This is a genomic window from Streptomyces sp. NPDC046931 (assembly GCF_040644655.1).
In the GTDB taxonomy this organism is placed as follows: Bacteria; Actinomycetota; Actinomycetes; order Streptomycetales; family Streptomycetaceae; genus Streptomyces.
This window is the reverse complement of the sequence record NZ_JBEYWX010000003.1, coordinates 306,171-331,038: the sequence shown is the minus strand read 5'-3', so window position 1 is coordinate 331,038 and position 24,868 is coordinate 306,171. Positions and strand designations below refer to the sequence as shown.

At 70.9% G+C, this 24,868-nt stretch carries 23 protein-coding genes and 1 pseudogene; 11 read left to right on the top strand and 13 right to left on the bottom strand.

Annotated features, from left to right (window positions below; all coding sequences use genetic code 11):
- Positions 1–91: 91 nt before the first annotated feature.
- From ABZ876_RS08925 to ABZ876_RS08915, 3 genes and pseudogenes are all read left to right on the top strand, one after another.
- Entirely contained in the window at positions 92–778 is a 687-nt protein-coding gene (locus tag ABZ876_RS08925; protein ID WP_361776563.1) for a maleylpyruvate isomerase family mycothiol-dependent enzyme, read from the top strand.
- A 38-nt stretch (positions 779–816) separates the two neighbouring features.
- Positions 817–1,473: an MBL fold metallo-hydrolase gene (locus ABZ876_RS08920; RefSeq protein ID WP_361776560.1), complete on the top strand. Its 657-nt coding sequence runs from the start codon at positions 817–819 to the stop codon at positions 1,471–1,473.
- Positions 1,474–1,790: 317 nt separating this feature from the next.
- Positions 1,791–2,208: pseudogene (locus tag ABZ876_RS08915) on the top strand (ATP-binding cassette domain-containing protein); the annotation flags it as partial.
- Positions 2,209–2,256: 48 nt separating this feature from the next.
- On the opposite strand, the gene ABZ876_RS08910 reads toward ABZ876_RS08915, so the two are convergent.
- From ABZ876_RS08910 to aroQ, 3 genes are all read right to left on the bottom strand, one after another.
- Positions 2,257–3,762 carry an ankyrin repeat domain-containing protein gene (locus tag ABZ876_RS08910; protein ID WP_361776557.1) on the bottom strand — a complete coding sequence of 502 codons (1,506 nt, stop codon included), beginning with the start codon at positions 3,760–3,762 and terminating at the stop codon, positions 2,257–2,259.
- 7 nt (positions 3,763–3,769) lie between these two features.
- Positions 3,770–4,021, bottom strand: a complete 252-nt coding sequence (locus ABZ876_RS08905) for a hypothetical protein (RefSeq protein ID WP_361776554.1) — start codon at positions 4,019–4,021, stop codon at positions 3,770–3,772.
- Between the two features lie 68 nt (positions 4,022–4,089).
- Positions 4,090–4,563: a type II 3-dehydroquinate dehydratase gene (gene aroQ / locus ABZ876_RS08900; protein WP_361776551.1), complete on the bottom strand. Its 474-nt coding sequence runs from the start codon at positions 4,561–4,563 to the stop codon at positions 4,090–4,092.
- 226 nt (positions 4,564–4,789) lie between these two features.
- On the opposite strand from aroQ, the gene ABZ876_RS08895 reads away from it, so the two are divergent.
- A complete protein-coding gene (locus ABZ876_RS08895; protein WP_361776548.1) occupies positions 4,790–6,124 on the top strand; it encodes an MFS transporter in 1,335 nt (444 codons plus the stop codon).
- 35 nt (positions 6,125–6,159) lie between these two features.
- Here the strand turns inward: ABZ876_RS08895 and ABZ876_RS08890 are convergent, their stop codons facing one another.
- From ABZ876_RS08890 to ABZ876_RS08865, 6 genes are all read right to left on the bottom strand, one after another.
- The gene (locus ABZ876_RS08890; RefSeq protein WP_361776545.1) at positions 6,160–7,260 is read right to left on the bottom strand and encodes an ionic transporter y4hA; all 1,101 of its coding nucleotides are present in this window, start codon (positions 7,258–7,260) and stop codon (positions 6,160–6,162) included.
- Positions 7,261–7,302: 42 nt separating this feature from the next.
- Positions 7,303–8,283, bottom strand: a complete 981-nt coding sequence (locus ABZ876_RS08885) for a TerC family protein (RefSeq protein WP_361776542.1) — start codon at positions 8,281–8,283, stop codon at positions 7,303–7,305.
- Between the two features lie 280 nt (positions 8,284–8,563).
- Entirely contained in the window at positions 8,564–10,528 is a 1,965-nt protein-coding gene (locus tag ABZ876_RS08880; protein ID WP_361776540.1) for a TerD family protein, read from the bottom strand.
- A 45-nt stretch (positions 10,529–10,573) separates the two neighbouring features.
- Complete coding sequence (locus ABZ876_RS08875; RefSeq protein ID WP_361776537.1) at positions 10,574–11,152, bottom strand: TerD family protein; 579 nt, start codon at positions 11,150–11,152, stop codon at positions 10,574–10,576.
- A 155-nt stretch (positions 11,153–11,307) separates the two neighbouring features.
- Complete coding sequence (gene uvrB, locus ABZ876_RS08870) at positions 11,308–13,452, bottom strand: excinuclease ABC subunit UvrB (RefSeq protein ID WP_361776534.1); 2,145 nt, start codon at positions 13,450–13,452, stop codon at positions 11,308–11,310.
- Between the two features lie 39 nt (positions 13,453–13,491).
- Positions 13,492–14,355, bottom strand: coding sequence for an MHYT domain-containing protein (locus ABZ876_RS08865; protein WP_361776531.1), 864 nt, complete (start codon positions 14,353–14,355; stop codon positions 13,492–13,494).
- Positions 14,356–14,635: 280 nt separating this feature from the next.
- Here ABZ876_RS08865 and ABZ876_RS08860 point away from each other — a divergent pair, with 280 nt between their 5' ends.
- Both ABZ876_RS08860 and ABZ876_RS08855 read left to right on the top strand, forming a co-directional pair.
- Positions 14,636–15,508 (top strand): glycerophosphodiester phosphodiesterase family protein, encoded by an 873-nt coding sequence (locus tag ABZ876_RS08860; RefSeq protein WP_361776528.1) that lies wholly within the window; start codon positions 14,636–14,638, stop codon positions 15,506–15,508.
- 85 nt (positions 15,509–15,593) lie between these two features.
- Positions 15,594–16,148 carry a methylated-DNA--[protein]-cysteine S-methyltransferase gene (locus ABZ876_RS08855; protein ID WP_361776525.1) on the top strand — a complete coding sequence of 185 codons (555 nt, stop codon included), beginning with the start codon at positions 15,594–15,596 and terminating at the stop codon, positions 16,146–16,148.
- An 87-nt stretch (positions 16,149–16,235) separates the two neighbouring features.
- On the opposite strand, the gene ABZ876_RS08850 is transcribed toward ABZ876_RS08855, so the two are convergent.
- On the bottom strand, positions 16,236–16,664 hold the full coding sequence (locus ABZ876_RS08850) for a VOC family protein (RefSeq protein ID WP_361776522.1): 429 nt from the start codon (positions 16,662–16,664) through the stop codon (positions 16,236–16,238).
- Positions 16,665–16,761: 97 nt separating this feature from the next.
- Between ABZ876_RS08850 and ABZ876_RS08845 the strand changes: the two genes are divergently transcribed.
- Both ABZ876_RS08845 and ABZ876_RS08840 read left to right on the top strand, forming a co-directional pair.
- A complete protein-coding gene (locus ABZ876_RS08845) occupies positions 16,762–17,667 on the top strand; it encodes a pseudouridine-5'-phosphate glycosidase (RefSeq protein ID WP_361776519.1) in 906 nt (301 codons plus the stop codon).
- Positions 17,664–18,569, top strand: coding sequence for a PfkB family carbohydrate kinase (locus ABZ876_RS08840; protein WP_361776516.1), 906 nt, complete (start codon positions 17,664–17,666; stop codon positions 18,567–18,569). Before ABZ876_RS08845 ends, ABZ876_RS08840 begins: the two co-directional genes overlap by 4 nt.
- Before the next feature lie 49 nt (positions 18,570–18,618).
- Here the strand turns inward: ABZ876_RS08840 and ABZ876_RS08835 are convergent, their stop codons facing one another.
- Positions 18,619–19,413, bottom strand: coding sequence for a methyltransferase domain-containing protein (locus tag ABZ876_RS08835; protein ID WP_361776513.1), 795 nt, complete (start codon positions 19,411–19,413; stop codon positions 18,619–18,621).
- Positions 19,414–19,609: 196 nt separating this feature from the next.
- Here ABZ876_RS08835 and ABZ876_RS08830 point away from each other — a divergent pair, with 196 nt between their 5' ends.
- On the top strand, positions 19,610–20,737 hold the full coding sequence (locus ABZ876_RS08830; protein ID WP_361776510.1) for a magnesium and cobalt transport protein CorA: 1,128 nt from the start codon (positions 19,610–19,612) through the stop codon (positions 20,735–20,737).
- Positions 20,738–20,758: 21 nt separating this feature from the next.
- Here ABZ876_RS08830 and ABZ876_RS08825 read toward each other — a convergent pair whose 3' ends face one another.
- Together ABZ876_RS08825 and ABZ876_RS08820 are read right to left on the bottom strand one after the other, a co-directional pair.
- Positions 20,759–21,187 (bottom strand): CBS domain-containing protein, encoded by a 429-nt coding sequence (locus ABZ876_RS08825; protein ID WP_361776507.1) that lies wholly within the window; start codon positions 21,185–21,187, stop codon positions 20,759–20,761.
- 198 nt (positions 21,188–21,385) lie between these two features.
- On the bottom strand, positions 21,386–22,027 hold the full coding sequence (locus ABZ876_RS08820; protein WP_361776504.1) for a uridine kinase: 642 nt from the start codon (positions 22,025–22,027) through the stop codon (positions 21,386–21,388).
- 280 nt (positions 22,028–22,307) lie between these two features.
- Here ABZ876_RS08820 and ABZ876_RS08815 point away from each other — a divergent pair, with 280 nt between their 5' ends.
- Both ABZ876_RS08815 and ABZ876_RS08810 read left to right on the top strand, forming a co-directional pair.
- Positions 22,308–22,997 (top strand): DUF2293 domain-containing protein, encoded by a 690-nt coding sequence (locus tag ABZ876_RS08815; RefSeq protein WP_361776501.1) that lies wholly within the window; start codon positions 22,308–22,310, stop codon positions 22,995–22,997.
- A gap of 214 nt (positions 22,998–23,211) precedes the next feature.
- A complete protein-coding gene (locus ABZ876_RS08810; protein WP_361776498.1) occupies positions 23,212–24,702 on the top strand; it encodes a glutamate synthase subunit beta in 1,491 nt (496 codons plus the stop codon).
- Positions 24,703–24,868: the final 166 nt, after the last annotated feature.

The following is a 24,868-nucleotide window of genomic DNA, read 5'->3' as shown; positions in this document are numbered from 1 at the left end:
CGCCGCACTCGACCATATAGCACGCGCATTCGATTTGCGGCCGTGGTCCGCATGCTTCACCCGAAGGAGTGGCCCGGCTAGGGTCGGGCCCATGATGGATCACGCGCACGACCTGGCATCTGTACGCGACGCGACCGAACGACTCCTCATCGCAGTCGCCAAGCTGGACGACGCGGCAGTGGCCAAGCCGTCACGCCTGCCCGGCTGGACCCGGGGCCACGTCCTCGCCCACCTCTCCCGTAACGCCGACGCGCTCGTGAACGTGCTGGAGGGGCGTCCGATGTACGTCTCGGCCGAGGCACGGGACGCCGATATCGAGCGGGACGCCTCGCGCCCCCTGGACGCCCAGCTCGCCGACCTGCGCGAGAGCGCGGCCCGGTTCCAGCAGGCCGGGGCCGCGCCCGCGGACTGGTCACGCACGGTGGAGCTGCGCAACGGCGTCACCGACGCGGCCGCCCGGGTGCCGTTCCGACGCTGGATCGAGGTCGAACTGCACCATGTCGACCTCGGGATCGGGTACGAGCTGGAGGACCTGCCGCTCGAGTTCGCCGAGCGGGAGATCGACTTCCTCACACAGCGGTTCACCGGGCAGACGGGGGTGCCGCCCACCCGCGTCACGGACGGCACGCGCGCGTGGAGCACCGGCCGGGACGCCGCCGAGCCCGAGGTCACGGTCCGGGGGCCCGCGCCCGTGCTGCTCGGCTGGCTGGCGGGCCGCGGCGACGGTTCCGCACTGGACGTCGAGGGCGGGTCGCTGCCGAAGCTCCCGCCGCTGTAGGCCAAGCCCCCTTCGGCCCGCCGCTATAGGCTGCCGCCATGACGTACAGCGGACAGGTGACGGTCGGCGGCCCGGCGGATGTGCACGAGCTGAAGGACCTGATGATCACCAAGATCGCGGTCGGCCCGATGGACAACAACGCGTATCTCCTGCGCTGCCGGGCCACCGACGAGCAGCTGCTGATCGACGCGGCCAACGACGCGAGGACGCTCCTCTGCATGATCGGTGACGACGGCATCGCCTCCGTCGTCACCACGCACCGGCACGGGGACCACTGGCAGGCGCTCGCCGAGGTTGTGGCGGCCACGGGCGCGCGGACGTACGCGGGCCGGGAGGACGCCGACGGCATCCCCGTGCCGACGGACGTGGCGGTCGACGACGGCGACACGGTCCGGGTGGGCCGCGTGGAGCTCACCGCCCGCCATCTGGTGGGCCACACGCCGGGCTCGATCGCCCTCGTCTACGACGACCCGCACGGGCACCCGCACGTGTTCACCGGGGACTGTCTCTTTCCGGGCGGCGTGGGCAACACCCACAAGGACCCGAAAGCCTTCGCCAGCCTGATCCACGACGTGGAGACGAAGATCTTCGACGTGCTTCCCGACGAGACCTGGGTCTACCCCGGGCACGGCAACGACACCACGCTGGGCAACGAGCGTCCGCATCTGGCGGAGTGGCACGCACGGGGCTGGTGAGCGGAGGCAGGTGAGCGGAGGCAGGTGAGGCGACGCCGACCGGCGCCGCCCCCGTGGCCCGCCGCCCGGTCTGAGGGCCGGGCGCACGCGCCCCGTGTGAACCGTTCGCTCACACCGGTCTCCTGCGCGCGCTCCCGGCGCACGCGCCGACGCAGTCAACTGGAAGCAGCCCCGCTCAGGATGACGGCTCCTGCGCGGTACGGGCCGCCGGTCCCTTGTTTCCCGCCCTCGGCCGGCGGCCCCGGCGCGCTCACCGGCGCAGCGTTCCTCGCCGTGCCGTGAGATCTCGGCGAGGGAGAAGTCGAGCGTTTGTGCGCGTGGACCGTGCCACGGCCGAGGAGCAGGCTCGCGCACTGCTGGAGCGCCTCGGGCTCGCAGCCAAGGCGGGCGAGTATCCGGACCGCCTGAACGGTGGCCGGCAGCAAAGCGTCGCGATCGTGCGCGCGTTGGCCGTACGCCCCCGGCTGCTGCTCCTGGACGAGATCACCGCCGCCCTCGATCCGGAGCTCGTGGGTGAGGTCCTCACTGTCGTCCGGGACCTGCAAGGACGCGGGCATGACCATGGTGCTGGCCACCCATGAGATGGGCTTCGCCCGCGAGGTCTCGGACCAGGTCTGCTTCCTCGACGGCGGTGTGGTCCTGGAACGCGGCACGGCCGAGCAGGTCTTCGACGACCCCCGGGAGGAACGCACACAGCACTTTCTGCGCCGGATCGTGGAGGCGGGACGGCTCTGAGACGGGCACCCGACGGCTCCGGGGCCTCGCGTACGGTCTCGCCTGCTCTCAGGGCAGCAACGGGCTGCCCTCGGGTATCTCCGCCCATCGCCGCGGAGGTCCCGCGACGGCACGCTGGTCGGCCAGGCGTACCCCTCCCCTGTGTGAGGCGTACGCCAGTTCGCCGGCGTCCCACATCCCCGGCTTGTCCCACTGCCAGAAGCGGTACAGCCAGTGCAGTTCCGGCTCACCGCCCCAGACCAACCCGATCTCCTCGTGCGGCTCGCTGCGGCCGTCGCGCGAGAACTGGCCGAAGGTGCCCCCCTTGGGATTGAAGTAGAGCCCGTACGCGGTGGTGCCGAGGGACAGCGCGTCGAGCACCGCATGGGTGCTCACCGTGAATCCCATGGGCTGGAGGAGCACACAGCCACCCGGCACTCCGGTCACCCCCACGAACCGCCCGGCCTCCTCACCGTAGGGGTCGAAGCCGCCGGGTCCCGTGCCGTAGGGGCCCGGCTCCTTGTCGAGGTCCAGTACGGCCGCGGCTGCCGGGTCGGCGCCCAAACGCCGTATCACCGTCTCCTCGTCCAGCCCGGCCACGAACGCGAACGAAGCCCCCTCGGTGTGGACGTCGTGGAAGACGGCGGCCCGGCGGTCGGCGTCCTCCTGCGCCGCGCGCTCCTCGGCGGTCAGCGGCACCGCGCCCGGCAGTCCCGCGAAGAGCGGGGCGAGCGCGGTCGTCAGGGCCAGTCTGCCGGGTGAGCGTCCGCCCAGTTGCGGACTCCAGGCGTCCGCGCCCGCGGCGAGCAGTAGTTCGACCGGCTCCCGTGCGCCGTGGCAGACCGCGTCCCACAGCGGGGTCCGGCCGTTGTCCGCCGGGATGTCCACGTCCTCGACATGGCGCAGCAGTTCCGCGACGACCTCGCCCGAGCCGTGCTGCGCGGCGAGATGCAGCGGGGTCTCGTCGCTCCAGGATTCGAGCGGTCCGCCCGGCTCGGCGCCATGTGCCAGCCGTGCTCTGATGAGGTCGATGTCCTTCCATCCGTCGTGGGTGATCCCCTCCCAGTCGCCGCGGTCGGGATCGGGTCGCGGCGGGTCGGACGGCACGTCGTGAAGCCGACCGGCGGGCCCGACGACGGTGGTGATGAACGGCGCCGGTCGCGTGGCGACGAGGAGAGTCCGCGGCGTCTCCTCCTCCGCCGCAGAGGCGTTCCGCTCCTCCTCGGGCGGCTCGTCCTCGTGCGCCGGCCAGATCCTCACGGCGTCGGCGGCAGCAGCCCGCAGCGCGGTCGCGTCGATCTCCGTGCGCGTCTCGGGCACCGCCATGTCGGGCCATTCCACGACCAGTTGCGTGGGACCCTCTGGCGGCAGCTGTGAGAGGTGGAGTTCGATGTCGTAGTGGAATCCACCGCCGCCGCCACCGCCAAGCTGGAGCGTCGGCCGGGGCCTTCCCTCCGCGGGCCCGGGCCAGGGCTGCCCGTCGAGGGTGGTCACCCGCCGCCCGTCGGCGAGCAGCACACCGAACCGCAGGGCTCCGGCACCGCCCCGACCGCCCCAGGGGACGGGATGCTCCAACCGGCCGTCATGGAAGGTCCGCAGGAAGATCCCCAGACGTAAGGTGACCGATCCTGGCCATACCTCCCCAGCCCGTGAGCATGATGCGCACGTCGGGGCCGGCGCCGGCCTCGGTGACCTGGGGCACACGCGCCGGCACGAACCAGTCGGCCGGCGGGAGCGACTCGTCCTCCGCCTGGTGATAGGGGCCCAGCCGATGCATCACGGACTGCGGCTCATCCGGCGCGTCCGGCACGATCAATCCGTCGAAGAAGTTCATGAGTTGATCGTGGCACCCGCCACTGACAACCGGACTTGGCGTCGTTGCTCAGGGGCGGTGACGGGGCGTCACGCCTCCGTCCGCTCCGCCCCCGCGAGCGTCGCGACCCGCTCCACCGCGAACGCGTATCCCTGCACACCGCACCCGGCGATGACCCCGTCGGCGCGCAGGGAGACGTACGAGTGGTGCCGGAACTGCTCGCGCTGGTGGATGTTGGAGATGTGGACCTCCACGACCGGCAGTCCGTCGCACGTGTTGAGGGCGTCCAGGATCGCGACGGAGGTGTGCGAGTAGGCGGCCGGGTTGATCACGATTCCCGCGTGGTTCAGCCGTGCCTCGTGGATCCACTCCACCAGTTCGCCCTCGTGGTTGGACTGCCGGAAGTCCACGGTGCCCCCGTAGGCGGCCGCCGTCTTCGCACACAGCGTCTCGACGTCCGCGAGTGTGTCGGAGCCGTAGATCTCCGGCTGGCGCTGCCCGAGGAGGTTGAGGTTGGGGCCGTTGAGGACCAAGATCGGGGCGCTGGCGAGGGTACGGGGCACGGTTCCTCCGGTCCGTTCGGATCTGCCGGCCCACACTCGGACCGCGGCTCGGCCCCCGGTTTATCACGTGCGGCGGCACCGTACGCCGGGGACGGCCCCGCCCGGCGCATGGTCCTGACGCACTGATCATCCCTGCGCCGCGGGCGTACGCCCTCTCCCGTCACCTCATGCACCGAGCCCCCATGCGCCCCCGTAACCGCCGATCACGGTGGGTAGTTGAGGCGGCATGCACGACGCACGCAATGTGAGGGCGCCGTCCCTGTTCCGGCTCGCCGCCGCCTCACTGGCGGGGACCGCCATCGAGTTCTACGACTTCTTCGTCTACGGGACCGCCGCCGCCCTGGTCCTGGGACCTCTGTTCTTTCCGACCTTCTCGCCGGTCGCGGGCACGCTCGCGGCCTTCGGCACCTTCGGGGTCGGCTTCATCGCCCGCCCGCTCGGCTCGGTGCTGTTCGGGCACATCGGTGACCGGCGCGGCAGACGGCCGGTCCTCATCGCCTCCCTGATGCTGACCGGAACGGCGACGGTGGCGGTCGGCTGTGTGCCTACGTACGAGACGATCGGCGTGGCCGCCCCCGTGCTCCTTCTGGTGCTGCGCTTTCTTCAGGGTCTCGGGCTCGGCGGAGAGTGGGGCGGTGCCGTGCTGCTGACCGTGGAACACGCGCCGCCCGGGCGGCGTGCCCTGTGGTCGAGCTTTCCGCAGGTGGGCCCTTCGCTGGGGTTCATGCTGGCCAACGGCATGATGCTGGGGCTGTCGGCGACGCTGTCGGACGCCCAGTTCGCGTCCTGGGGGTGGCGGATCCCCTTCTGGACGGCGGGGCTGCTCGCGGCAGCGGGTCTGTGGCTGCGCGGTTCGCTGACGGAGAGTCCGCTCTTCCTGGAGATCGACGACCACGCGCGGGTGCCGCTCGCCGAAATCGTACGCGTCCACTGGCGGCTGGTGCTGCTGACGGCCGGCGCGCTCGCGGTCGGGTACGCGGTCTTCTACTCCGTGACGACCTGGTCCCTGGCCTATGCGACGGAGCGGCTCGGTGTGAGCCGTCCGGTCATGCTGACGTGCGTCATGGCCACCGTCCTGGTGCAGGGAGCCCTGACCCCCCTCGCGGCCCTCCTGGGCGACCGCTACGGACGGCGGCCGCTGTGCCTCACGGGGTGCGCCGCCGTCGCCCTGTGGATGTTCCCGATGGTCGCGCTGCTGTCCACGGGAAAGCCTCTGCTGATGTTCCTGGGGTTCCTGGGAGCGATGCTCGCCTTCATCACGATGTTCGCCGTGACCGCCGCGTATCTGCCGGAACTGTACGAACCCCGGGTCCGGTGCACGGGCGCGGCCGTGGGCTACAACCTCGGCGGTGTGCTCGGCGGCGCCCTCACCCCGATCGTGGCCACCACGCTGGCCGGGCACGGGGGGCGGGTGCCGTGGGGTGTCGGCGCCTATCTGACGGCTGTGGCCCTGTTCAGCCTGGCATGCTTCGCGCTGCTGCCGGAGACCCGTCCCGTGTCCGTCCCGGTGGCGGAACCCGCGCCCGGTGAGAGGCCGGCGGGTACACCGGCGCTTCCGTGACGACCTGCCGCGGGCCTGGGGTGTCCGGCCGTCGTCTAAGGGGCCACTGCCAGCTCGAGATACGCCGCGAACAGTACGAGGTGCACTCCGCCCTGGAGCGGTGTGGCGCGGCCGGGGACCACGGTCAGCGAGCTCACCACCACGGTCAGCGCGAGCAGCACCATGTGGAGCGGGCCGAGGCCGAGGAGGAGCGGGCCGGGCAGCCACAGGGAGGCGAAGGCCACGGCGGGGATGGTCAGGCCGATGCTGGCCATCGCCGAGCCGAGGGCGAGGTTGAGGCTTGTCTGGACCCGGTCGCGGCGTGCCGACCGCAGGGCGGCGATGGTCTCGGGCAGTAGCACGAGCAGCGCGATCACCACCCCGACGACGGCCTGGGGCATGCCGGCCGCCGCCACGCCGGACTCGATGGTGGGCGAGACGCCCTTGGCGAGTCCGACGACACCGACGAGGGCCAGCGCGAGCAGGCCCAGGCTGAGGGCCGCGACTCGGGTGGGCGGCGCGTCGGCGTGGTCGTCCGCGCGGATCACCTCTCCCTGCCGGGTGATCGGGAGGAAGTAGTCGCGGTGGCGCACGGTCTGGGTGGTCACGAACAGCCCGTAGAGGATCAGCGAGGCGAGCGCGGCGAAGGTGAGCTGGGCCGTGGAGAACTCCGGGCCGGGCTTGCTCGTGGTGAACGTCGGCAGGACCAGGCTGAGAGTCGCCAGGGTCGCGACGGTGGCGAGCGCGGCGCCGGTTCCCTCGGGGTTGAAGACCGCGATCCTGTGACGGAGCGAGGCCACCAGGAGGCTCGCGCCGACGACGCCGTTGCAGGTGATCATCACGGCCGCGAAGACCGTGTCACGGGCCAGGGTCGCGCTCTTGCTGCCGCCGTCCGCCATGAGGGTGACGATGAGCGCGACCTCGATGACCGTGACCGCGACGGCGAGGACGAGTGACCCGAACGGCTCACCGACCCGGTGCGCGACCACCTCGGCGTGGTGGACCGCGGCCAGGACGGATCCGGCGAGGACCACCGTCACCAGGGCGACGACCCCGCCGGGCTGACTCCGCCCCCAGGTGAGGGCCAGGAGGACCACCGCGGCCACCGGGACGACGGCCGTCCACCGCGCCGCGAGTGACCGGAGCCCGACGACCATGCCAATGATCGTCGCAGACCGGCACGCGGGCCGCATTCCGGGTCAGGTCTGGACGCTGTCCTGCTGTGCCCTCTCGATCTCCTCCTGCTTTCTGGAGGCCATCAGACTGGTGATGGTGGTGATGACCAGCACCGTGCAGATCACGCCCAGGGAGACCGGTATCGAGATCTCGGGAACCTGCACACCGGACTCGTGGAGGGCGTGCAGCACCAGCTTGACCCCGATGAAGCCGAGGATGATCGACAGGCCGTAGGAGAGGTGGATCAGCCTCTTGAGCAGGCCACCGATGAGGAAGTAAAGCTGCCTCAGGCCCATCAGCGCGAACGCGTTGGCCGTGAAGACGATGTACGGATCCTGGGTCAGGCCGAAGATGGCGGGGATGGAGTCGAGGGCGAACAGCACGTCGGTGCTGCCGATCGCGAGCATCACGACCAGCATCGGTGTCATGACCCGCTTGCCGTTCCGCCGGATCCACAGCTTGGTGCCGTGGTACCGGTCGGCCACGCCGAAGCGGCGCTCGGCCGCCCTCAGCAGTTTGTTCTCCTCGTATTCCTCGTCCTCCTTTCCGGCCCTTGCTTCCTGGATCAGCTTCCAGGCGGTCCAGATCAGGAATGCGCCGAAGAGGTAGAAGACCCAGGAGAAGGACGAGAGGATGGCGGCGCCCGCGGCGATGAAGACGGCCCGCAGGACCAGGGCTATGAGCACGCCGACGAGGAGCACGCGCTGCTGGTACTGGGAGGGCACCGCGAACTTCGTCATGATCAGGACGAAGACGAAGAGATTGTCGACGCTCAGCGACTTCTCGGTGATGAAGCCCGCGAAGAACTCGCCGGCCGGCCGGCCGCCGCCGAAGACGAGCAGACCCAGGCCGAACATTCCGGCCAGGGCGATCCAGACGATCGTCCAGATGCCGGCTTCCTTGGTCGACACGTCGTGCGGCTTGCGGCCGATGAAGAAATCGACCGCGATGAGGGCGGCCAGGCCCGCGATGGTGAGGACCCACAGGGTCGGGGAAACATCCACTGCGCCTCCGGCAGTACGTCACGGCATATGTCAGCGTCGTCGCTACCGGAGGTCTCTTCCACCCGTGGCCTCCGGGGCGTTCGGGGCGCCGGATGCCGGTGGGCCGACGCCCCGGGATCTGGCCTGATCCGTACTGACGGGTGCGCCGTAGGGGGTACTCCCCTCCGTGGGAAAGACACTACCTCAATCACCAAGGAAAGGTAAAGAGATTGGTAAAGGAAAAGCCAAGTCGCCTGCTCAGGGCACCTTTACTCGTCCTTGGGAAGCAGGTCGGGGCAGGTCAGCGGTTCCAGGCGCGACGGGCCTGCGCCACTTGGCCGAGCACCTGCACGAGGACCTGGCTGCCCGGTGGCACGCGCGGTGGTTCGTACGTCCACGCATGGCCGACCCAAGGGTCCGCGAGGTGGTCGTCGGGAACAGGGGTGAGCCGCAGCAGTGAGCGCCAGAGGGGGTCGAGCAGCGGACCATAGGCGGCAGCGTCCTCCCGGTCGGCGACCATCATCAGATGCACGCCCACGGACGGCCCCTCGTCCGCGAGGTAGCGCAGCTGGGTCACGGCCCGGTCGTCGAAGCCGTGCGGGAAATCATGAACGATCAGCAGGTGCTCCGAGGTGTCGAGGTCCGGCGGCAGAGCGTCCGAGGCGCCGCCGCGCGCTGCCATCTGGAGCAGGTCGACTCGCCGGGTCAGCCGCGTCAGCATGTCGCCCACGCCCGCGGCGCCGACGGCGGGCGCGTCGGCGAGCACGCCGGAGTGCACCAGCGGGGCGAGCGCCGGGGCCCCCGAACCGGCCGGGTCGATCACATGCACCGCGAACACATCGGGCGGGTACACCGCCAGGAGCCGTGCCGCATGCGCCACCGCCGTCTCCATGGCCAGCCGACGCAGTTGATCGGAGTCCGCGAGCGGGTCGAGGGATCCGGAGCGGCCGCTGTCGATCCACAGCCCGCGTTCCAACGGCAGCCTGACCAGCATGGGGATGCGCAGGCTCTCGCTCTCCGGGAGGTGCAGATCCCCGAGGCGCACGGCCATGGGGATCTCCATCGGCACCCGGTAGCCGTGCCAGACCGGGTTGTCCCAGCGCGCGAACGCCGGGGGCAGCGCGGGCTCGACGACATCCGACTCCGCGATGAGCTGGGTGAGGTCACGGTCGAGCGAGGCTCTGGCCTGGCCGACGAGCTGGGCGTGCTTGGTCCGGGCCGCCTCGCGTGCGAGGTCGCCCTGCCGGCCGAGCCGGTTGCGCGGGTCGGCCAGGACCTTGTCCAGCTCTTGCGCCAGTCGTGAGTCGGCGAAGTCGACGGCGCTGCGGTACGCGGCGGCCGTGCGCGCCAGGTCCTCGAACATGCCCCACACCTGGTTGTAGAGCCGCTCCTCCATGGACCAGCCGGTTGCGTCGCCCGCGACGGGCTGGGCAGGCTGCCCCGGCGTCCCGGGCGCGGGCGGCGGCGGGGGCGCCGGCGGTGCCACGCTCTGCCGGCCGGGGTGGACGTAGTCGATCGGGCCGCCGGGACCGGGTTGCGGGGCCGGATCGGGCGAGCCGGTGACGTCGTACGGGGACTCCTGTCTCGGCACGCCCGGCGCCCCCTGGTGCGGCGGTACGGCGCCGGATGCCCCGTGAGGCGCCGCCGGGGCGGCCGGCTGCCGTGTGCGGTCACCGTCCGGGAGGCGCGGCGGGGGCGGCGCGACCAAGCGAGCCACGCCCTGGACCACCGCCTCGTTGATCCCTCCCGCGAGTTGCTCGGCCTCGGCCAGGCCCTGGTCCGCGAGGAGCGCGGCCAGCCCGCCCGCGTACCCCTGGCCGACCGCGCGGACCTTCCAGGCGCCCCCTCTGCGATAGAGCTCCAGCGCGATGACCGCGGACTCGGAGTCCAGGCCGCTCACGGTGTAGTGGGCGACCTCCGAGCCGTCGAGGCCGGTGACCGCGGCGACGGGGGCGGCAAGGCCGCCGAACCGCGCCGGACCGCCGGTCCCCGTGGGCAAGGCGAGCAGCACGCTCACCCGGTGCACGGTCTCCGGCAGCGCGTCCAGGTCGAAGGCCAGACGGTGGTCGGCCGCAGCCTGCCGGGAGACCTCGAGTCCGGGCAGCGTGGGTGCGCCCGGATGGGCCACCCACTCGATGCCGCGCACCCTGCCCTGTGCGTCTCCCAGCGTGGCCCCGGCCACCACCGGCATCCCGGCCGACACCCGGACCTCGAGGCGGGCCTGCGGAAGCGGATGGTTCTGCCCCCGGACCAGCTCGGCCGTCATCGCCTCGTCCCCCTGTGTCGCTTCTTGTTCCCGGCGTCCGGACGTCTACAGATGCGGCAGGATCGCCGGCATCAGGTCCTGGAAGGTGCGGCCGTTGGCCGGGGTGCCGAGGGCCGTCATGGTCCAGCCCGCACCCGCGCGGTGCACCTTCGCCATGATCTGCGCCGTGTACGCGCCCCCGCCGGCCAGCGTGTAACGGGCCAGCTCCTGGCCGTTGCTCTCGTCGACCAGGCGGCAGAACGCGTTCTGCACCTCCTGGAACGTCTGGCCCGTGAAGGAGTTCACCGTGAAGACGATCTGGTCGATGTGGACCGGAACGCGCTGAAGGTCGACGAGGATCGCCTCGTCGTCTCCACCCTGTCCGACTCCGCCGACGAGGTTGTCGCCCGTGTGCCGCACGGATCCGTCGTCGCTGACGAGGTGACGGAAGAAGACCACGTCCACGGGCTGCTTGTCCGCGAAGAGCACGGCGGACGCGTCCAGGTCGATCTCCCGGGTGCGCGAACCGAACAGCCCGCGCCGGGGGGCGGCCTGCCAGCCGAGCCCCATGCGCACCGCGGTCAGCGTGCCCCCGTCGTTCTTCTGCAGGCTGATGGCCTGCCCCTTGGTCATGTTGACGGTCACGCGCCGTTCCCCTCTCAAACCGTCCCCTGTGCCGCGGACTCCGCGGATGCCAAAACCCTACGCAGCGGCACTGACAGTGACGAACCCCGGGCCGCGCTTTGTGTCGGTCTTGCAACACAGCGCGTGTGTTCCGGGGTTCGTCCGGGTGGGGAACGTCAGGCCAGGCCCGCCTCCCTCATCTGGCGCAGTTCCTTCTTCATCTCGGAGACCTCGTCGCGCAGCCGCGCCGCGATCTCGAACTGGAGGTCCGCAGCCGCGGCCCGCATCCGCTCCGTCAGCTCCTCGATCTGCTCGGCAAGTTCGGCCGCCGGCCGGTCGGTCGGGACCGCCTCCTTGGCCTTGCCCTTGCCCTTGGCGGGCTTGGCCCCCTTCGCCGCCTGGCCGCCGAGCGAGGGCACGGGAGCCTTGGCGCCCTTGCCGTCCTTCGCCTTGCGGTAGCCGGTGCCGAGCAGCTGCTCCGTGTCCACGTCCTCTCGGGCGATCTGCGCCACGATGTCGTTGATCTTCTTGCGGAGCGGTTGCGGGTCGATGCCGTTCGCCTTGTTGTACGCGATCTGCTTCTCGCGGCGGCGGTTGGTCTCCTCGATGGCCTTCTCCATCGCCGGAGTGATCTTGTCCGCGTACATATGGACCTGGCCCGAGACATTGCGCGCGGCACGGCCGATGGTCTGGATGAGCGAGGTCCCCGAGCGCAGGAATCCCTCCTTGTCGGCGTCGAGAATCGCCACCAGGGAGACCTCGGGCAGGTCGAGGCCCTCCCGGAGGAGGTTGATGCCGACCAGGACGTCGTACTCACCGGACCGCAGCTCGCGCAGCAGCTCGACACGGCGCAGGGTGTCCACGTCGCTGTGCAGATAGCGCACCTGGATGCCGAGCTCCAGGAAGTAGTCGGTGAGATCCTCCGCCATCTTCTTGGTGAGCGTGGTGACCAGGACGCGCTCGTCCTTCTCGGTGCGCTTGCGGATCTCGTGCACCAGGTCGTCGATCTGTCCTTCCGTGGGCTTGACCACGACTTCGGGGTCGACGAGTCCGGTGGGGCGGATGATCTGCTCGACCTGCCCGTCGGACCGGGAGAGCTCGTACGGTCCCGGGGTCGCCGAGAGATAGACGGTCTGGCCGATGCGCCCTTGGAACTCCTCCCACTTCAGCGGGCGGTTGTCCAGGGCCGAGGGCAGGCGGAAGCCGTGCTCGACGAGGGTGCGCTTGCGAGAGGCGTCGCCCTCGTACATGGCACCGATCTGCGGAACGGTGACGTGTGACTCGTCGATGACGAGCAGGAAGTCCTCCGGGAAGTAGTCCAGCAGCGTGTTCGGCGGGGAACCGGGGTCACGCGCGTCGAAGTGCATCGAGTAGTTCTCCACGCCGGAGCAGGTGCCGATCTGGCGAAGCATCTCGATGTCGTACGTCGTGCGCATGCGCAGCCGCTGGGCCTCCAGGAGCTTGCCCTGCTTCTCCAGCTCGGTCAGGCGCTGCTCCAGCTCCTTCTCGATGCCGCTGATCGCCCGCTCCATGCGCTCGGGGCCCGCGATGTAGTGGGAGGCCGGGAAGACGTACAGCTGCTCGTCGTCGCTGATGACCTCACCGGTGAGCGGGTGGAGGGTCGAGAGGGCCTCGATCTCGTCGCCGAACATCTCGATGCGGACGGCCAGCTCCTCGTAGACCGGGAAGATCTCGATCGTGTCGCCGCGCACCCGGAAGGTGCCGCGCGCGAATGCCATGTCGTTGCGCGCGTACTGGATGTCGACGAAGCGGCGAAGCAACTGGTCACGGTCGATCTCGTCGCCGACCCGGAGGCTGACCATGCGGTCCACGTACTCCTGGGGAGTACCGAGGCCGTAGATGCAGGAGACAGAAGCGACCACGATGACGTCACGCCGGGTGAGCAGCGAGTTGGTGGCGGAGTGACGCAGGCGCTCCACCTCCTCGTTGATCGAGGAGTCCTTCTCGATGTACGTGTCCGACTGTGGGACGTAGGCCTCGGGCTGGTAGTAGTCGTAGTACGAGACGAAGTATTCGACCGCGTTGTTCGGCAGCAGCTCGCGGAACTCGTTGGCCAGCTGGGCGGCCAGCGTCTTGTTCGGCGCCATCACCAGGGTGGGCCGCTGGAGCTTCTCGATCATCCACGCGGTGGTCGCGGACTTACCGGTACCGGTGGCACCCAGCAGGACGACATCCTTCTCACCTGCGCTGATGCGCTTTTCCAGCTCGGCGATGGCCGTGGGCTGGTCGCCGTTGGGCTGGTAGGAGCTGACGACCTCGAAGGGCGCCACCGAGCGTTCGATCTGGGAAACGGGCCGCATGCTGTCCACCGTACGACCCCGCACTGACAACCGGGGTGGTCACCGGTTCTGCGGGGCCCGGAACCTCTGTGCGGCACCCCGGCGGGGGTGGACGGACGGATGCCGTCCGGTGTGGGCGACCCGGGGGTGGGCCGGCACACCGGGCTTGCGCTCCGCCGGAGCCCAGTCGGGCCTGCCCATGACCATCAGCGGGTCGAACATGACGACGACGCCGGCCAGGCACAGGAAGACGAGCGGGCCGATCATCATGGGGGCCAGCAGGGCGGCCGGTGTCTCACCGGCCGGTGTTCCCCCCATGCCGTGCAGATGGACGCTGAGGGCGGCCATGCCCGTGTAGTGCATGCCGGTGACGGCGAGTCCCATCACAAGGCTCGCTCCGACGCTCCACAGGAATCCGCGGATCTGTCCGGCGGCCCAGAGGGCGGCGGTCGCCGCGACGACCGCTATGACGACGGACGCGGCGACGGTGAGGGTGTCGTACTGCAGCACTCCGTTGAGGCGCATTCCCGCCATACCGAGGTAGTGCATCGAGGCGATCCCGAGACCGGTGAGGGTTCCGCCGGTGAAGAGCGCGACCCCGGTCGCGCCCCGGTAGCCCACGATGAAGACGCCGACGCCGACCATGACGATGGCGACGGCGAGGCTCGCGAACGTGGTCGCCTTGTCGTAGTGGATGGGGGTCTGCGTGACGGTGAACCCCATCATCGCGACGAAGTGCATGGTCCAGATGCCGGACCCCATCGCGGCCGCTCCCAGGGCGAGCCACCCGGCCCGCCAGGACTGGCTGACCAGCATCGATCTTGTGGTGCAGCGCAGACCGAGCGCGCCGCCGAGGCAGGCCATGAGGTACGCCACCACGGGAGTGACGAGTCCGTAACTGAAGCCGTCGACGGTGCCCTGCATGCGCGGCTGCCCTTCTCACCCTGATGACGTCCCTGAAAAGCGAAAATGCCCCCATCCCCAGGACCGCGACGACGGTCAGGGTTGTGGCAGAGAGTATGACTTCCACCGGATCGGTCGAACGATTTTCCGGCAAAGAATCACGACGCTGCCGCACTTGTGCGGCGCTTGTGAGCACTTTTGGGCAACCCCCGCCAATCTGTGCCCGCCTCCCTCCGTCACTTACTTGACTCGTTGCTGCCACTCTGGTGCTGTATGTGATCGCCTGACGCGAGGAGTACGTATGCACGCGCGCGTTGCAGCCGCCACGGCCATCGCGTTGTTCGGACTGGGCGTCGCCATGCTGCCGACGCCGCATGCCGGTGCCGCCGGTGACGACCAGCTGGTTGTCGTCGCCCATCGTGGCGCCTCCGGCTATGCGCCCGAGAACACCTTGGCGGCCATCGACAGGGCGGCCGCCATGGGCTTCGGCTGGGTCGAGAACGACGTGCAGCGCACCAAGGACGGCCGGCTCGTCGTGATCCACGACGCCACGCTGGAGCGGACGACCAACGTCAAGCTGCTCTTCCCGCACCGGGCGCCGTGGAGGGTGAGGGATTTCACCGCCAAGGAGATCGCGCGCCTGGACGCGGGAAGCTGGTACGGCCGTCGGTACGCGGGCGTGCGCGTACCGACCCTCCAGCAGTACATGGAGCGCGTGTCGCACAACCGTCAGAGCCTGGTCCTGGAGATCAAGAATCCCGAGCTGTACCCGGGCATCGAGGGCCAGACCCTGGCGCTGCTGGACAAGGAGGGCTGGCTCGACTCGGGCCACCTCAGGGACCGGCTGATCGTCCAGAGCTTCAGTGCGGCCAGCGTGCGGACCGTCCATGCGTTGCGGCCGGGGATCAGGACCGCGTACCTGGGCACCCCACGGGTGACGGAGCTGCGGGCGTACGCCCGGTTCGCCGACCAGATCAACGCGCTGTACACCAAGCTCTCACCCGGCTACGTCTCCGCGGTGCACGCGCTCAAGGGGCCGCACGACAAGCCGATGAAGGTCTTCGCCTGGACCGTCAACGGCGCGGACGAGGCCCGGCGGGTGGACTGCTTCGGTGTGGACGGCGTGATCACGAACGTTCCCGACGTGGTGCGCGCAGCGGTCACGGCCCGCTGACCCGGCGGCGTCCTCCCGGGCCGCGGCCGGCCGCCCGGCCCGCGACCGCGGAGGCGTTGTCGGTGCCGGGCCGTACGGTGGGCGCATGAACAGTGACGGGCAGGACGAGCAGCGCCTGGTGTGGACCGTGGTCGCCACGGACATCGGGCCCTTGCTGCTGGCCGCGACGCGCGACGGCCTGGTGAACGTGGTGTTCCACGCGTCGGAGGCCGTGCGCGACCAGGCCCTGGCGCGGCTGGGGCCCCGGCTCGGCATCGAGCCCGTCGAGGCCCGGGACTCTCCGCTGCTGGCCGAGGCGATACGCCAGCTGGCTGCCTACTTCGCGGGGAAGCTGCGCGACTTCGCTCTGCCGTTGGACTGGTCTCTGATCACCGGCTTCAACCGGCAGGTGCTGCGCGAGCTGGCCTCCGCCGTGCCGTACGGCGCCGTGGTGGGGTACGGCGACCTGGCCGGCCGGGTCGGCCAGCCGGGTGCGGCCCAGGCCGTGGGCGTGGCGATGGGCTCCAATCCGCTGCCGCTGGTCGTGCCGTGCCACCGCGTGATCGAGAGCGACGGAGGTATCGGGGGGTTCGGGGGCGGACTGGAGACCAAACGGAAACTGCTCGCTCTCGAAGGGGTGCTGCCGGAACCGCTCTTCTGACCCGCCCACGCGGGACGGGAGCCGGATCCGGGAGGCCGCCGCCCGCGGGGTGCCCGTGGGCAGCGGTGGGCGCTTCGCGTGGCGGCGCTACTCGTAGTGCCTTGCCTCGAAGACGTTCCCGTCCGGATCGCGGAAGTAGAAGCTGCGGCGGGCCGCACCGCGGGCGCCCGAGGAGCCGTAGGAGAAGTCCGAGACGGGGACGGCCCGCTCCTCCAGGCGGGCCCTGAGCGCCTCGAAGCCGTCCGCCGTCAGAGCCAGGCAGACGTGGTTGACGGGATTACCGGCGCTCTCTGCGGCCCCCGGAAGCATCCGCATGTCGTTGGCCAGGGAGAGCGGGGCGAGATCGAGGATGGTGTCCTCATTGAGCCGTACGGAGGGAAACGACACCTTGCCCGCGGTGAAATCCGTGATGCCGAGCGGTTCCAGGCCGACCGCTTCCGTGTAGAACACGGCAGCGGCGACCGGGTCCCGGACCCACAGGACGACATGGTCGAGACGTGGCGAGTTGTCCGTCATGCCCCCAGGCTGGTGTTCTCCCCCCACAGCTCGCAAGTGTTTGGCAGCGGGCGCCACCCGCCAGAGATGAGGGAAGACCGAGAGACAGGAGGCAGGCGTGCTCATGGTGTCCGAAGAGGTGCGGGAAGCCCTCGCCGCCCGCCGGCCGGTGGTGGCTCTGGAGTCGACGATCATCGCCCACGGGCTGCCCCGTCCGCGGAACCTCCAGGTCGCCCTGGAACTGGAGGACCTGGTACGGCAGGAAGGCGCCGTACCGGCGACGATCGCCGTCCTGGACGGCCGGGCCCATGTCGGGCTGGACAAGGAGCAGGTCGAGCGGATCGCGAACGAGGAGGGCATCCGCAAGCTGGGCCACCGCGACCTGCCGCTCGCGGTCGCGGCGGGTGAGAGCGGGGCGACGACGGTGTCCGCGACGGCCCTGCTGGCCTCCCTCGCCGGGGTGCGGGTGTTCGCCACGGGCGGCCTCGGTGGGGTGCACCGGCAATGGACGGCGACCCAGGACGAGTCCGCCGACCTGGCCCTGCTGGCCCGGACGAGGATCACCGTGGTGTGCGCGGGCGTGAAGTCGATCCTGGACGTGCCGGCGACGCTCCAGCGTCTGGAGACGCTGGGCGTGGCGGTGGCCGGCTACCGCACGGATCGCTTCCCCGGCTTCTATCTGTCCGACTCCGGGCATCCGGTCGGCTGGACCCTGGAGTCGCCGGAACAGGTGGCGGCGGTCATGCACGCGCAGGACGGGCTCGGCGGCCCGGAGTCGGCGCTCATCGTCGCCCATCCCGTTGCGCAGGAGGAGCAACTCGATCCTCAGCTCCACGCGCGTGTGCTGGCCGCCGCCCTCCAGGCGTGCGAGGAGGAGGGTGTCAGCGGGCAGGCGGTCACGCCGTTCCTGCTCGACTATCTGGTGCGGCAAACGGAGGGGGCCTCGCTGAGCGCCAATCTGGCGGCCGTGCGCGGCAACGTACGCCTGGCGGCACGGATCGCGGCGGCCTGGGCGAAGGCGTGAGCGGGGCTCTGCTCGTCATCGGGGACGTGGTCACGGATGTCGTCGCCCGGCACCACGGCCCGCTCGCGCCGGGCACGGACACGGCCGCCGTGATCCGTAGGCTCCCGGGGGGCGCCGGCGCGAACGTGGCGTGCTGGGCGGCCCATTGGGGCTGCCCGGATGTGCGGCTGCTCGGACGCGTCGGAGCCGATACGGCGGCCTGGCACGAACGGGAACTGACCGGGTCGGGCGTACGGCCCTTTCTGGTCGTCGACACCGAGGCGGCCACGGGAACGGTCATCTGCCTGGTGGACGGAAGTGCCTCGGCGGAGCGCACCTTCCTCACCGACAGCGGGGCCTGTCTGCGGCTGGACGCCGGCGACTGGTCGAACGCGCTGCTCGACGGTGTCGCACGGCTGCATCTGTCGGGCTATCTGCTGTTCTCCGAACCGAGCCGGGGGCTGGTGAGGGTGGCCCTGGCAGCGGCACGCGCGCGTGGTGTACCGGTGAGCCTGGACCCGGCGTCGGCCGGGTTCCTGACCGATCTGGGCGTGGGCCGGTTCCCGACGCTCGCCGAAGGCGTCGACGTGCTGCTCCCCAGCCGGGACGAGGCGTGTCTGCTGACCGGGCTGCCCGACCCGGCGGACGCGGCCGCCAAGTTGAGCCGCCATGTCCCCCTGGTGGTCGCCAAGCTGGGCGCGGGCGGGGCGCTGGTGGCCGCGTCGGGGAGGGTCCGGGCCCGGACCCCGGCACTGCCCGCCACGCCCCGGGACACGACGGGGGCGGGCGACGCCTTCACCGGGGCCTTCTTGGCGGCCCTTCTGGCGGGGGCGGAGCCGGAGGAGGCGACGGCGGAAGGGTGCAGGGCCGGCGCCATGGCGGTGGAGAAGGTGGGAGGCAGGCCCCCGACGGGCGCCGGGTAGGCGGCGACCGGCTGCGCTCCGCCGGGTGCCGCCCTCCCCCGGTGCGCCTTTACTCCTTGCGTCCCCACGCCGAGATCAACGGGGATGTCGCCAGGTCCATCGTGCCGGACGCGACATGGGACAGGTGGAGGTCGATCTCCTCGTCCGTGGCGAGGCCCGCGGCGACGAGCCGGTCGCGAATCTGACGGACGGTCGCTGTTTCGAGGGTCGCGCAGGCGGGCGAGGTGATCGGGAAGTACGCGTCGGCCTGCACGCGCCGCAGCCCCGCCTCGCGGAGCAGGCGCGGGAGCCTGCGGCCGTAGGAGAGGTCGGCGCCGCGGTCGGCGAGGAGCGTGCGGAAACCCTGGCGCAGTCGGTTGGCGAGCCGCTGCTCGGGGCCGTACTCGTCCGGGCAGATGAGGGGCTGGAGCGCGGGGTCGGCATCCTCGATCAGCAGTCGGCCGCCGGGGCGCAACGCCTTGATCATCGATTGCAGGGCTTTCTCCCGGTCCGGTACATGGACGAGGACGAGCCGGGCGTGCACGAGGTCGAAGCCCTGTCCCGGCGGCTCCTCGGTGCCGATGTCGTGGGCGCGGACCTCGATCGGGAGCCGGGCGGCCGACACCGCCCACGACGTGTCGATGTCGGTGGCGAGGACCCTTCCGGTCGGGCCTACCTTCCGGGCGAGCCAGGAGACCACGGAAGTGCCGCCGGCCCCGACCTCCCAGCAGCGCCATCCGGGTCCGATACCGAGGTCCTCGATGTGACGGAACGTCGTGGGATCGAAGAGGGCGGAGAGTGCGTCGAAACGCCGGCCCGCCTCGGTCTGCCGGTTGTCGAGAAGGTATCCGTCGCTCGCCGTCATGCGGCGATCATCCCAGCTCTCCGCCCCGTCCGCGCCGGACGACGCTCCGCTCGACCGGCACCCGGCGGGGGCATGGCCCCGTATCGAAGCGGAACTTTCCGTATCCACAGGCTTTTCCGGTGGTCGAGGCCGACTGGCAGACTGGCTCGCGAAGGCGCGGAGTGAGGCGCGAGGAGATCCATGCAAGGAGATCCGGATGTCCATGGCAGGGAATCTGCGGAAGGTCGCGGGCCTCGACAGGGTCGGCGGCCTCCGCAACGTGGCGCGGTTGGCGCGGCGTCGGGCGCGCGTCGATCTGAGTCACCCCGCCCGGTCACCGCTGGGCTCCGCGGTGGTCAATTGCGTGACGTACCAGGACGGCGTTCGTGTCCCAGGCGGCCGGGATCTGGTGGAGGCCGTGGAGCGGGTCCGCAAGAGCAACGACGGCTTTGTCTGGCTCGGGCTGCACGAGCCGACGGACCAGGAGTTCGCGGGCGTCGCCGACCTCTTCGATCTGCACCCCTTGGCGGTCGAGGACGCGATCGAGGCGCATCAGCGCCCGAAGCTGGAGCGGTACGGGGAAACGCTGTTCGCCGTCTTCAAGACCGTCTGCTACGTGGAGCACAAGGAGTTGACCGCGACGAGCGAGGTGGTGAGCACCGGCGAGATCATGGTGTTCATCGGTCCGGCCTTCGTCATCACGGTGCGGCACGGACGGCATGGCTCGCTCGGGCCGCTGCGTGAGGAGCTGGAGGCCCACCCCCAACAGCTCGCGAAGGGCCCCGCCGCGGTGCTGCACGCCATCGCCGACCATGTGGTGGACGACTATCTGAGCGTCACGGACGCGGTGCAGGGGGACATCGACCTGGTGGAGACGGAGGTGTTCGCGGACAACAGCGCGCGACTGGATCCGGGCCGCATCTACCAGCTCAAGCGTGAACTCCTGGAGCTGAGGCGGGCGGTAGCGCCCCTGGATCGCCCCATCCAGGAGCTGGCCACCAAGCCGATCCGGGTGATCGACCCGGAGATACAGGCTTATTTCCGGGATGTCTCCGACCATCTGCTGCGCGCCACTGAACAGATAGCCGCCTTCGACGAGCTGCTCAACTCGATTCTGCAAGCGCATCTCGCTCAGGTGAGTGTCGCGCAGAACGAGGACATGCGCAGGATCACGGCCTGGGCCGCGCTGATCGCGGTTCCCACGATGGTCACCGGTGTGTACGGCATGAACTTCACGTTCATGCCCGAGCTGCACTCGAGGTTCGGCTACCCGCTGGTTCTGGTCGTGATAGCCGCCGCCTGTCTCGTGCTGTACCGGGGGTTCAAGCGCAACGGCTGGTTGTGACCCCGCGCGGCGTGGTCCGGGTCAGCGTGTCGCACTCCTCGAGTAGACCCTCTCGACCCACTCGGCCAGTTGATCCTCCGTCAGATGCTCGGCCAGGTCGGCTTCGCTGATCATGCCGACGAGGCGCTTGTCGTCGATGACGGGAAGCCGGCGGATCTGGTGGTCCTCCATCTCCTGGAGCACGTCGCCGACGTCGGCGTTCGCGTCGATCCAGCACGGTGTGCCCTTGGCCATGTCACCCGCGGTCACCCGTGAGGGGTTGTGGCCCATGGCCACACAGCCGACGACGATGTCGCGGTCGGTGATGATGCCGCAGAGCCGTTCGTTCTCGTCGCTGATGGGCAGCGCACCGACGTTGAGTTCCCGCATCAGCTGGGCGGCGCGGTCCAGGGTTTCATGGGCGGGGATCCACTGGGCACCGCGGTGCATGATGTCTCTGGCGGTGGTCATGTCGTACCTCCCGATGCCGGAGGGCCGGCGCGGCACGGGACGCACCGCATGTCCCGGCGCCCCTCATTCTCGCCGCGTCGTCCGGGGAGCGCACCCGGAGGGGCGGAGCGGGCGGTGTGGGCCGGGCCGTCGACCGACGAGGGCGGCCGGTGCAGCGACGCTTGATCCGGACGACCGGTTCGGGCGGCCGGGGCGTGTTCATCCGTTCCAGGCGGGGTGGCGCGGGTCGTCCGCGCGGACCAGGACGTCGGCGGAGGCGGCCGGGTCGGTCTCCGCCTCATAGCGCTCGAAGGCGGGGAGGGTCCAGTGCTCGGACTCGGGTGTGCGGCGGCGGAGGGCGCCTGCCGACAGCAGCACATGGACGGTCAGGTCGAAGGGGAACCAGTGCCGGAGAAGGAGGGGGCCGTGGAGCAGCAGAAGGCCGCCGGCGGGAAGGTGAACGTAGGGGCGGCGTGTGGCGCGATCCGTGATCGGGTCCCACAGATCGGGCAGGACGCGGCCGTCACCGCCGGGTTCGAGGGGCCCGAAGAGCTCACGCCACAGAGCACCGGTGTCGAGCCATTCGTCGTAATAGGAGTCCGGATCCCGGTGGCCGTGTTCCAGGCGGAGGGACGCGGGGCGCAGGAAGCCCTCCGCGCCGACGACGAGCGAGGGGCGGCCGCGTATCCGCAGCGCGTCGGACACACGCTGGGCGAGATCGCAGGGGCGCGCGGCCGGGGCTCCGTCGAAGGCGATGCGCGGCCAGGGGCTGCCGTCGTCGGGCCTCAGGTCGAGCAGCCGGTCGGCGAGGAGGTCGGCGAGCCGCTCCCAAGTGATCGCTTCGAGTCGCACATGGCCCATGATGCCGCGCCGCCGGAGGCGGACCGCGACGCCTCCGGTGCCGGGCGTGCGGGGCTGCGGTCGGTCGCGGGCGGGTTGCCGCACCGCCGTGGGCCCCGCCGGGTGGCAGGGAGTGAGAGAGGCCGGCGGGGGCCTCGGGAGGGAGTGGCGCCGCGAGAGCGACCGCGGCGGTGGGGGCTCGGCGAGACCGCCGGGAGGAAGGGGCCTGGCGCGGCCACCCGCAAGGACGACGACAGGTCCATCGAGGTCACCGCTCGGCCGGGCGGGGAATGAAGCCGGTATGGCGTCGACCCCAACTCCCCCGCCTCTGGGAGCACTTCTTGTCTTCCAGCCGCTCAAGCGGCGGCATTGCGCCGATTGCCGTGGCGGGCCTTTGTCGCTGCTGGTGCTGGAGGAGGGGGCACCCCGGTGTCTGGACTGTGCGGATCTCGGGCATCTGGTGTTCCTGCCGCGCGGCGACGCGGCGCTGACCCGGCGGTCGCGGGAGGCGAGTGCGCTCTGGGCGGTGGTGGTGCGGTTCAACCGGCGCCGCGGCCGGTACGAGCGGCAGGGGGTGCTCGTCGAGGAGGCGGCGCTCGCGCTCGCCGAGGAGCGCTGCCTGGCGGATGCGGAGGCACGGCGCAGACGGCGGGTGCGGGACGCACGGCGGAGGGCGGCCGAGGACGTGCGGTTCACGGAGGCTTTCGCGCGGGAGATCCGCCGGCTGTTCCCCGGGTGCCCGGCCGGGCGTGCGGAGACCGTCGCGGCGCATGCCGCGATGCGCGGGAGCGGACGGGTCGGCCGCAGCGCGGCCGGACGGGCGCTGTCGCCGGACGCCGTGGCGGCCGCGGTGCGGGCGTCGATACGGCACACGGAGACGCCGTACGACCAGCTGCTGATGAACGGTGTGCCGAGGTCCGAGGCGCGGCGCCGCATCGCGGAGAGCGTGGAGACGGTGCTGCGGGAGTGGAGGCTCCGGGAGGCGGCGTGACCCGGGCGGCCCGGGAGAGGCGGAGCGGGGGCCGGTGGGCATGACGGAGCCGGAGCGGGGGCCGGTGGGCATGACGGAGGCGGAGCGGGCCTCCGTGGCATGAGGGGAGCGCTGAGCCCCTGGTCGGAGGGCCCTGGCGACGAGGGGCGGGCGCGCGGAGGGCGTCGTATCGTGGCACGAAACGACCCGGTACGCGTACGCAAGGGGGACGGCCATGGCCGATCCCAAGGGCTTTATGAGCACCCCCCGGGAGGAGTGGCCCCGCCGGCCTGTGGAGGAACGGGTGCGGGACTGGAATGAGGTGTACGTCCCGGGTGCGCTGCTGCCGATCATCAGCCGCCAGGCGAACCGGTGCATGGACTGCGGGATCCCGTTCTGCCACGACGCCTGCCCGCTCGGGAACCTGATCCCCGAGTGGAACGGCCTGGTCTCCCGCGAGGACTGGCGCGCGGCCAGCGACCGGCTGCACGCCACGAACAACTTCCCGGAGTTCACGGGGCGGTTGTGTCCGGCGCCGTGCGAGGCGGGGTGCGTGCTCGCCATCAACCAGCCCGCGGTCACCATCAAGAACGTGGAGGTGGCCATCGCCGACCGGGCTTGGGAGGAGGGGTTCGCGCCGCCTCGCCCGCCGGAGCGGCTGTCGGGGCGGACCGTCGCGGTCGTGGGTTCGGGTCCGGCCGGGCTCGCGGCGGCCCAGCAGCTCACGCGCGCCGGGCACACGGTGGGGGTGTACGAGCGCGCGGACCGCGTCGGGGGGTTGCTGCGCTATGGGATCCCGGCGTTCAAGATGGAGAAACGGCATCTCGACCGACGGCTGGAGCAGATGCGGGCGGAGGGGACGAAGTTCCGTACGTCGACGGCCATAGGGAAGGACATCGGCGCCGCCGAGCTGCGGGCGCGGTACGACGCCATGGTGCTCGCGATCGGCGCCACGGCGTGGCGGGAACTGGATGTGCCGGGGCGGGAGCTAACCGGGATCCATCAGGCGATGGAGTACCTGCCGCTGGCCGATCGGGTGTGCGAGGGTGACCTGGAGGTCTCACCGTTGTCGGCGGCGGGGAAGCACGTCGTGATCGTGGGCGGCGGGGACACGGGGGCGGACTGTCTCGGCACCGCGGTGCGCGAAGGGGCGGCGTCCGTGACCCAGCTCGACATCTACCCGCAGCCGGAGGCGGCCCGGAACGAGGAGACCGAGCCGTGGCCGACGTATCCGAAGATCTACCGGCTGTCCGCCGCGCACGAGGAGGCGCGCGATCTACGGACGGCGCCCGCCGCGGAGGCGGACGCGCGACTGTTCGCGGCCTCCACTCTGCGGTTCACGGGGGACGCGGACGGGCATGTACGCGCGCTGCATCTCATCGAGGTGGACGAGCAACGGCGGCCGGTGCCGGGTACCGGGCGGACGCTGCCCGTGGACCTCGTGCTGCTCGCGCTGGGTTTCTCGGGGCCCGACCGCCGGGACGGGCTGATCGACCAGCTCGGGATCGCGCTCGACGCACGCGGGACGATCACACGGGACGAGAACTTCGCGACGAACGTCCCGGGAGTGTTCGCCGCGGGGGACGCTGCACGCGGACAGTCGCTCATCGTGTGGGCGATCGCGGAGGGGCGGGCCGTGGCCGCGGCGGTGGACCGGCGGCTGACCGGCAGCGCGTCGCATCTGCCGGCGCCGATCGGGCCGTACGACCGGCCTATGAGGGCGTAAGGCCGATGAGAGCCAATGAGAGCCTGAAGCCGATAAGAGCCTGAAGCCGATAAGAGCCTGATGCCGATGAGAGCGTAGACATGACCCGGTCGGCCGGTGAGGGCTTGGACGGCCTTCCGCACCCGCCGGTCGTCGACCCGGACGGCTGCCGGGCAGCGGGCCGTGG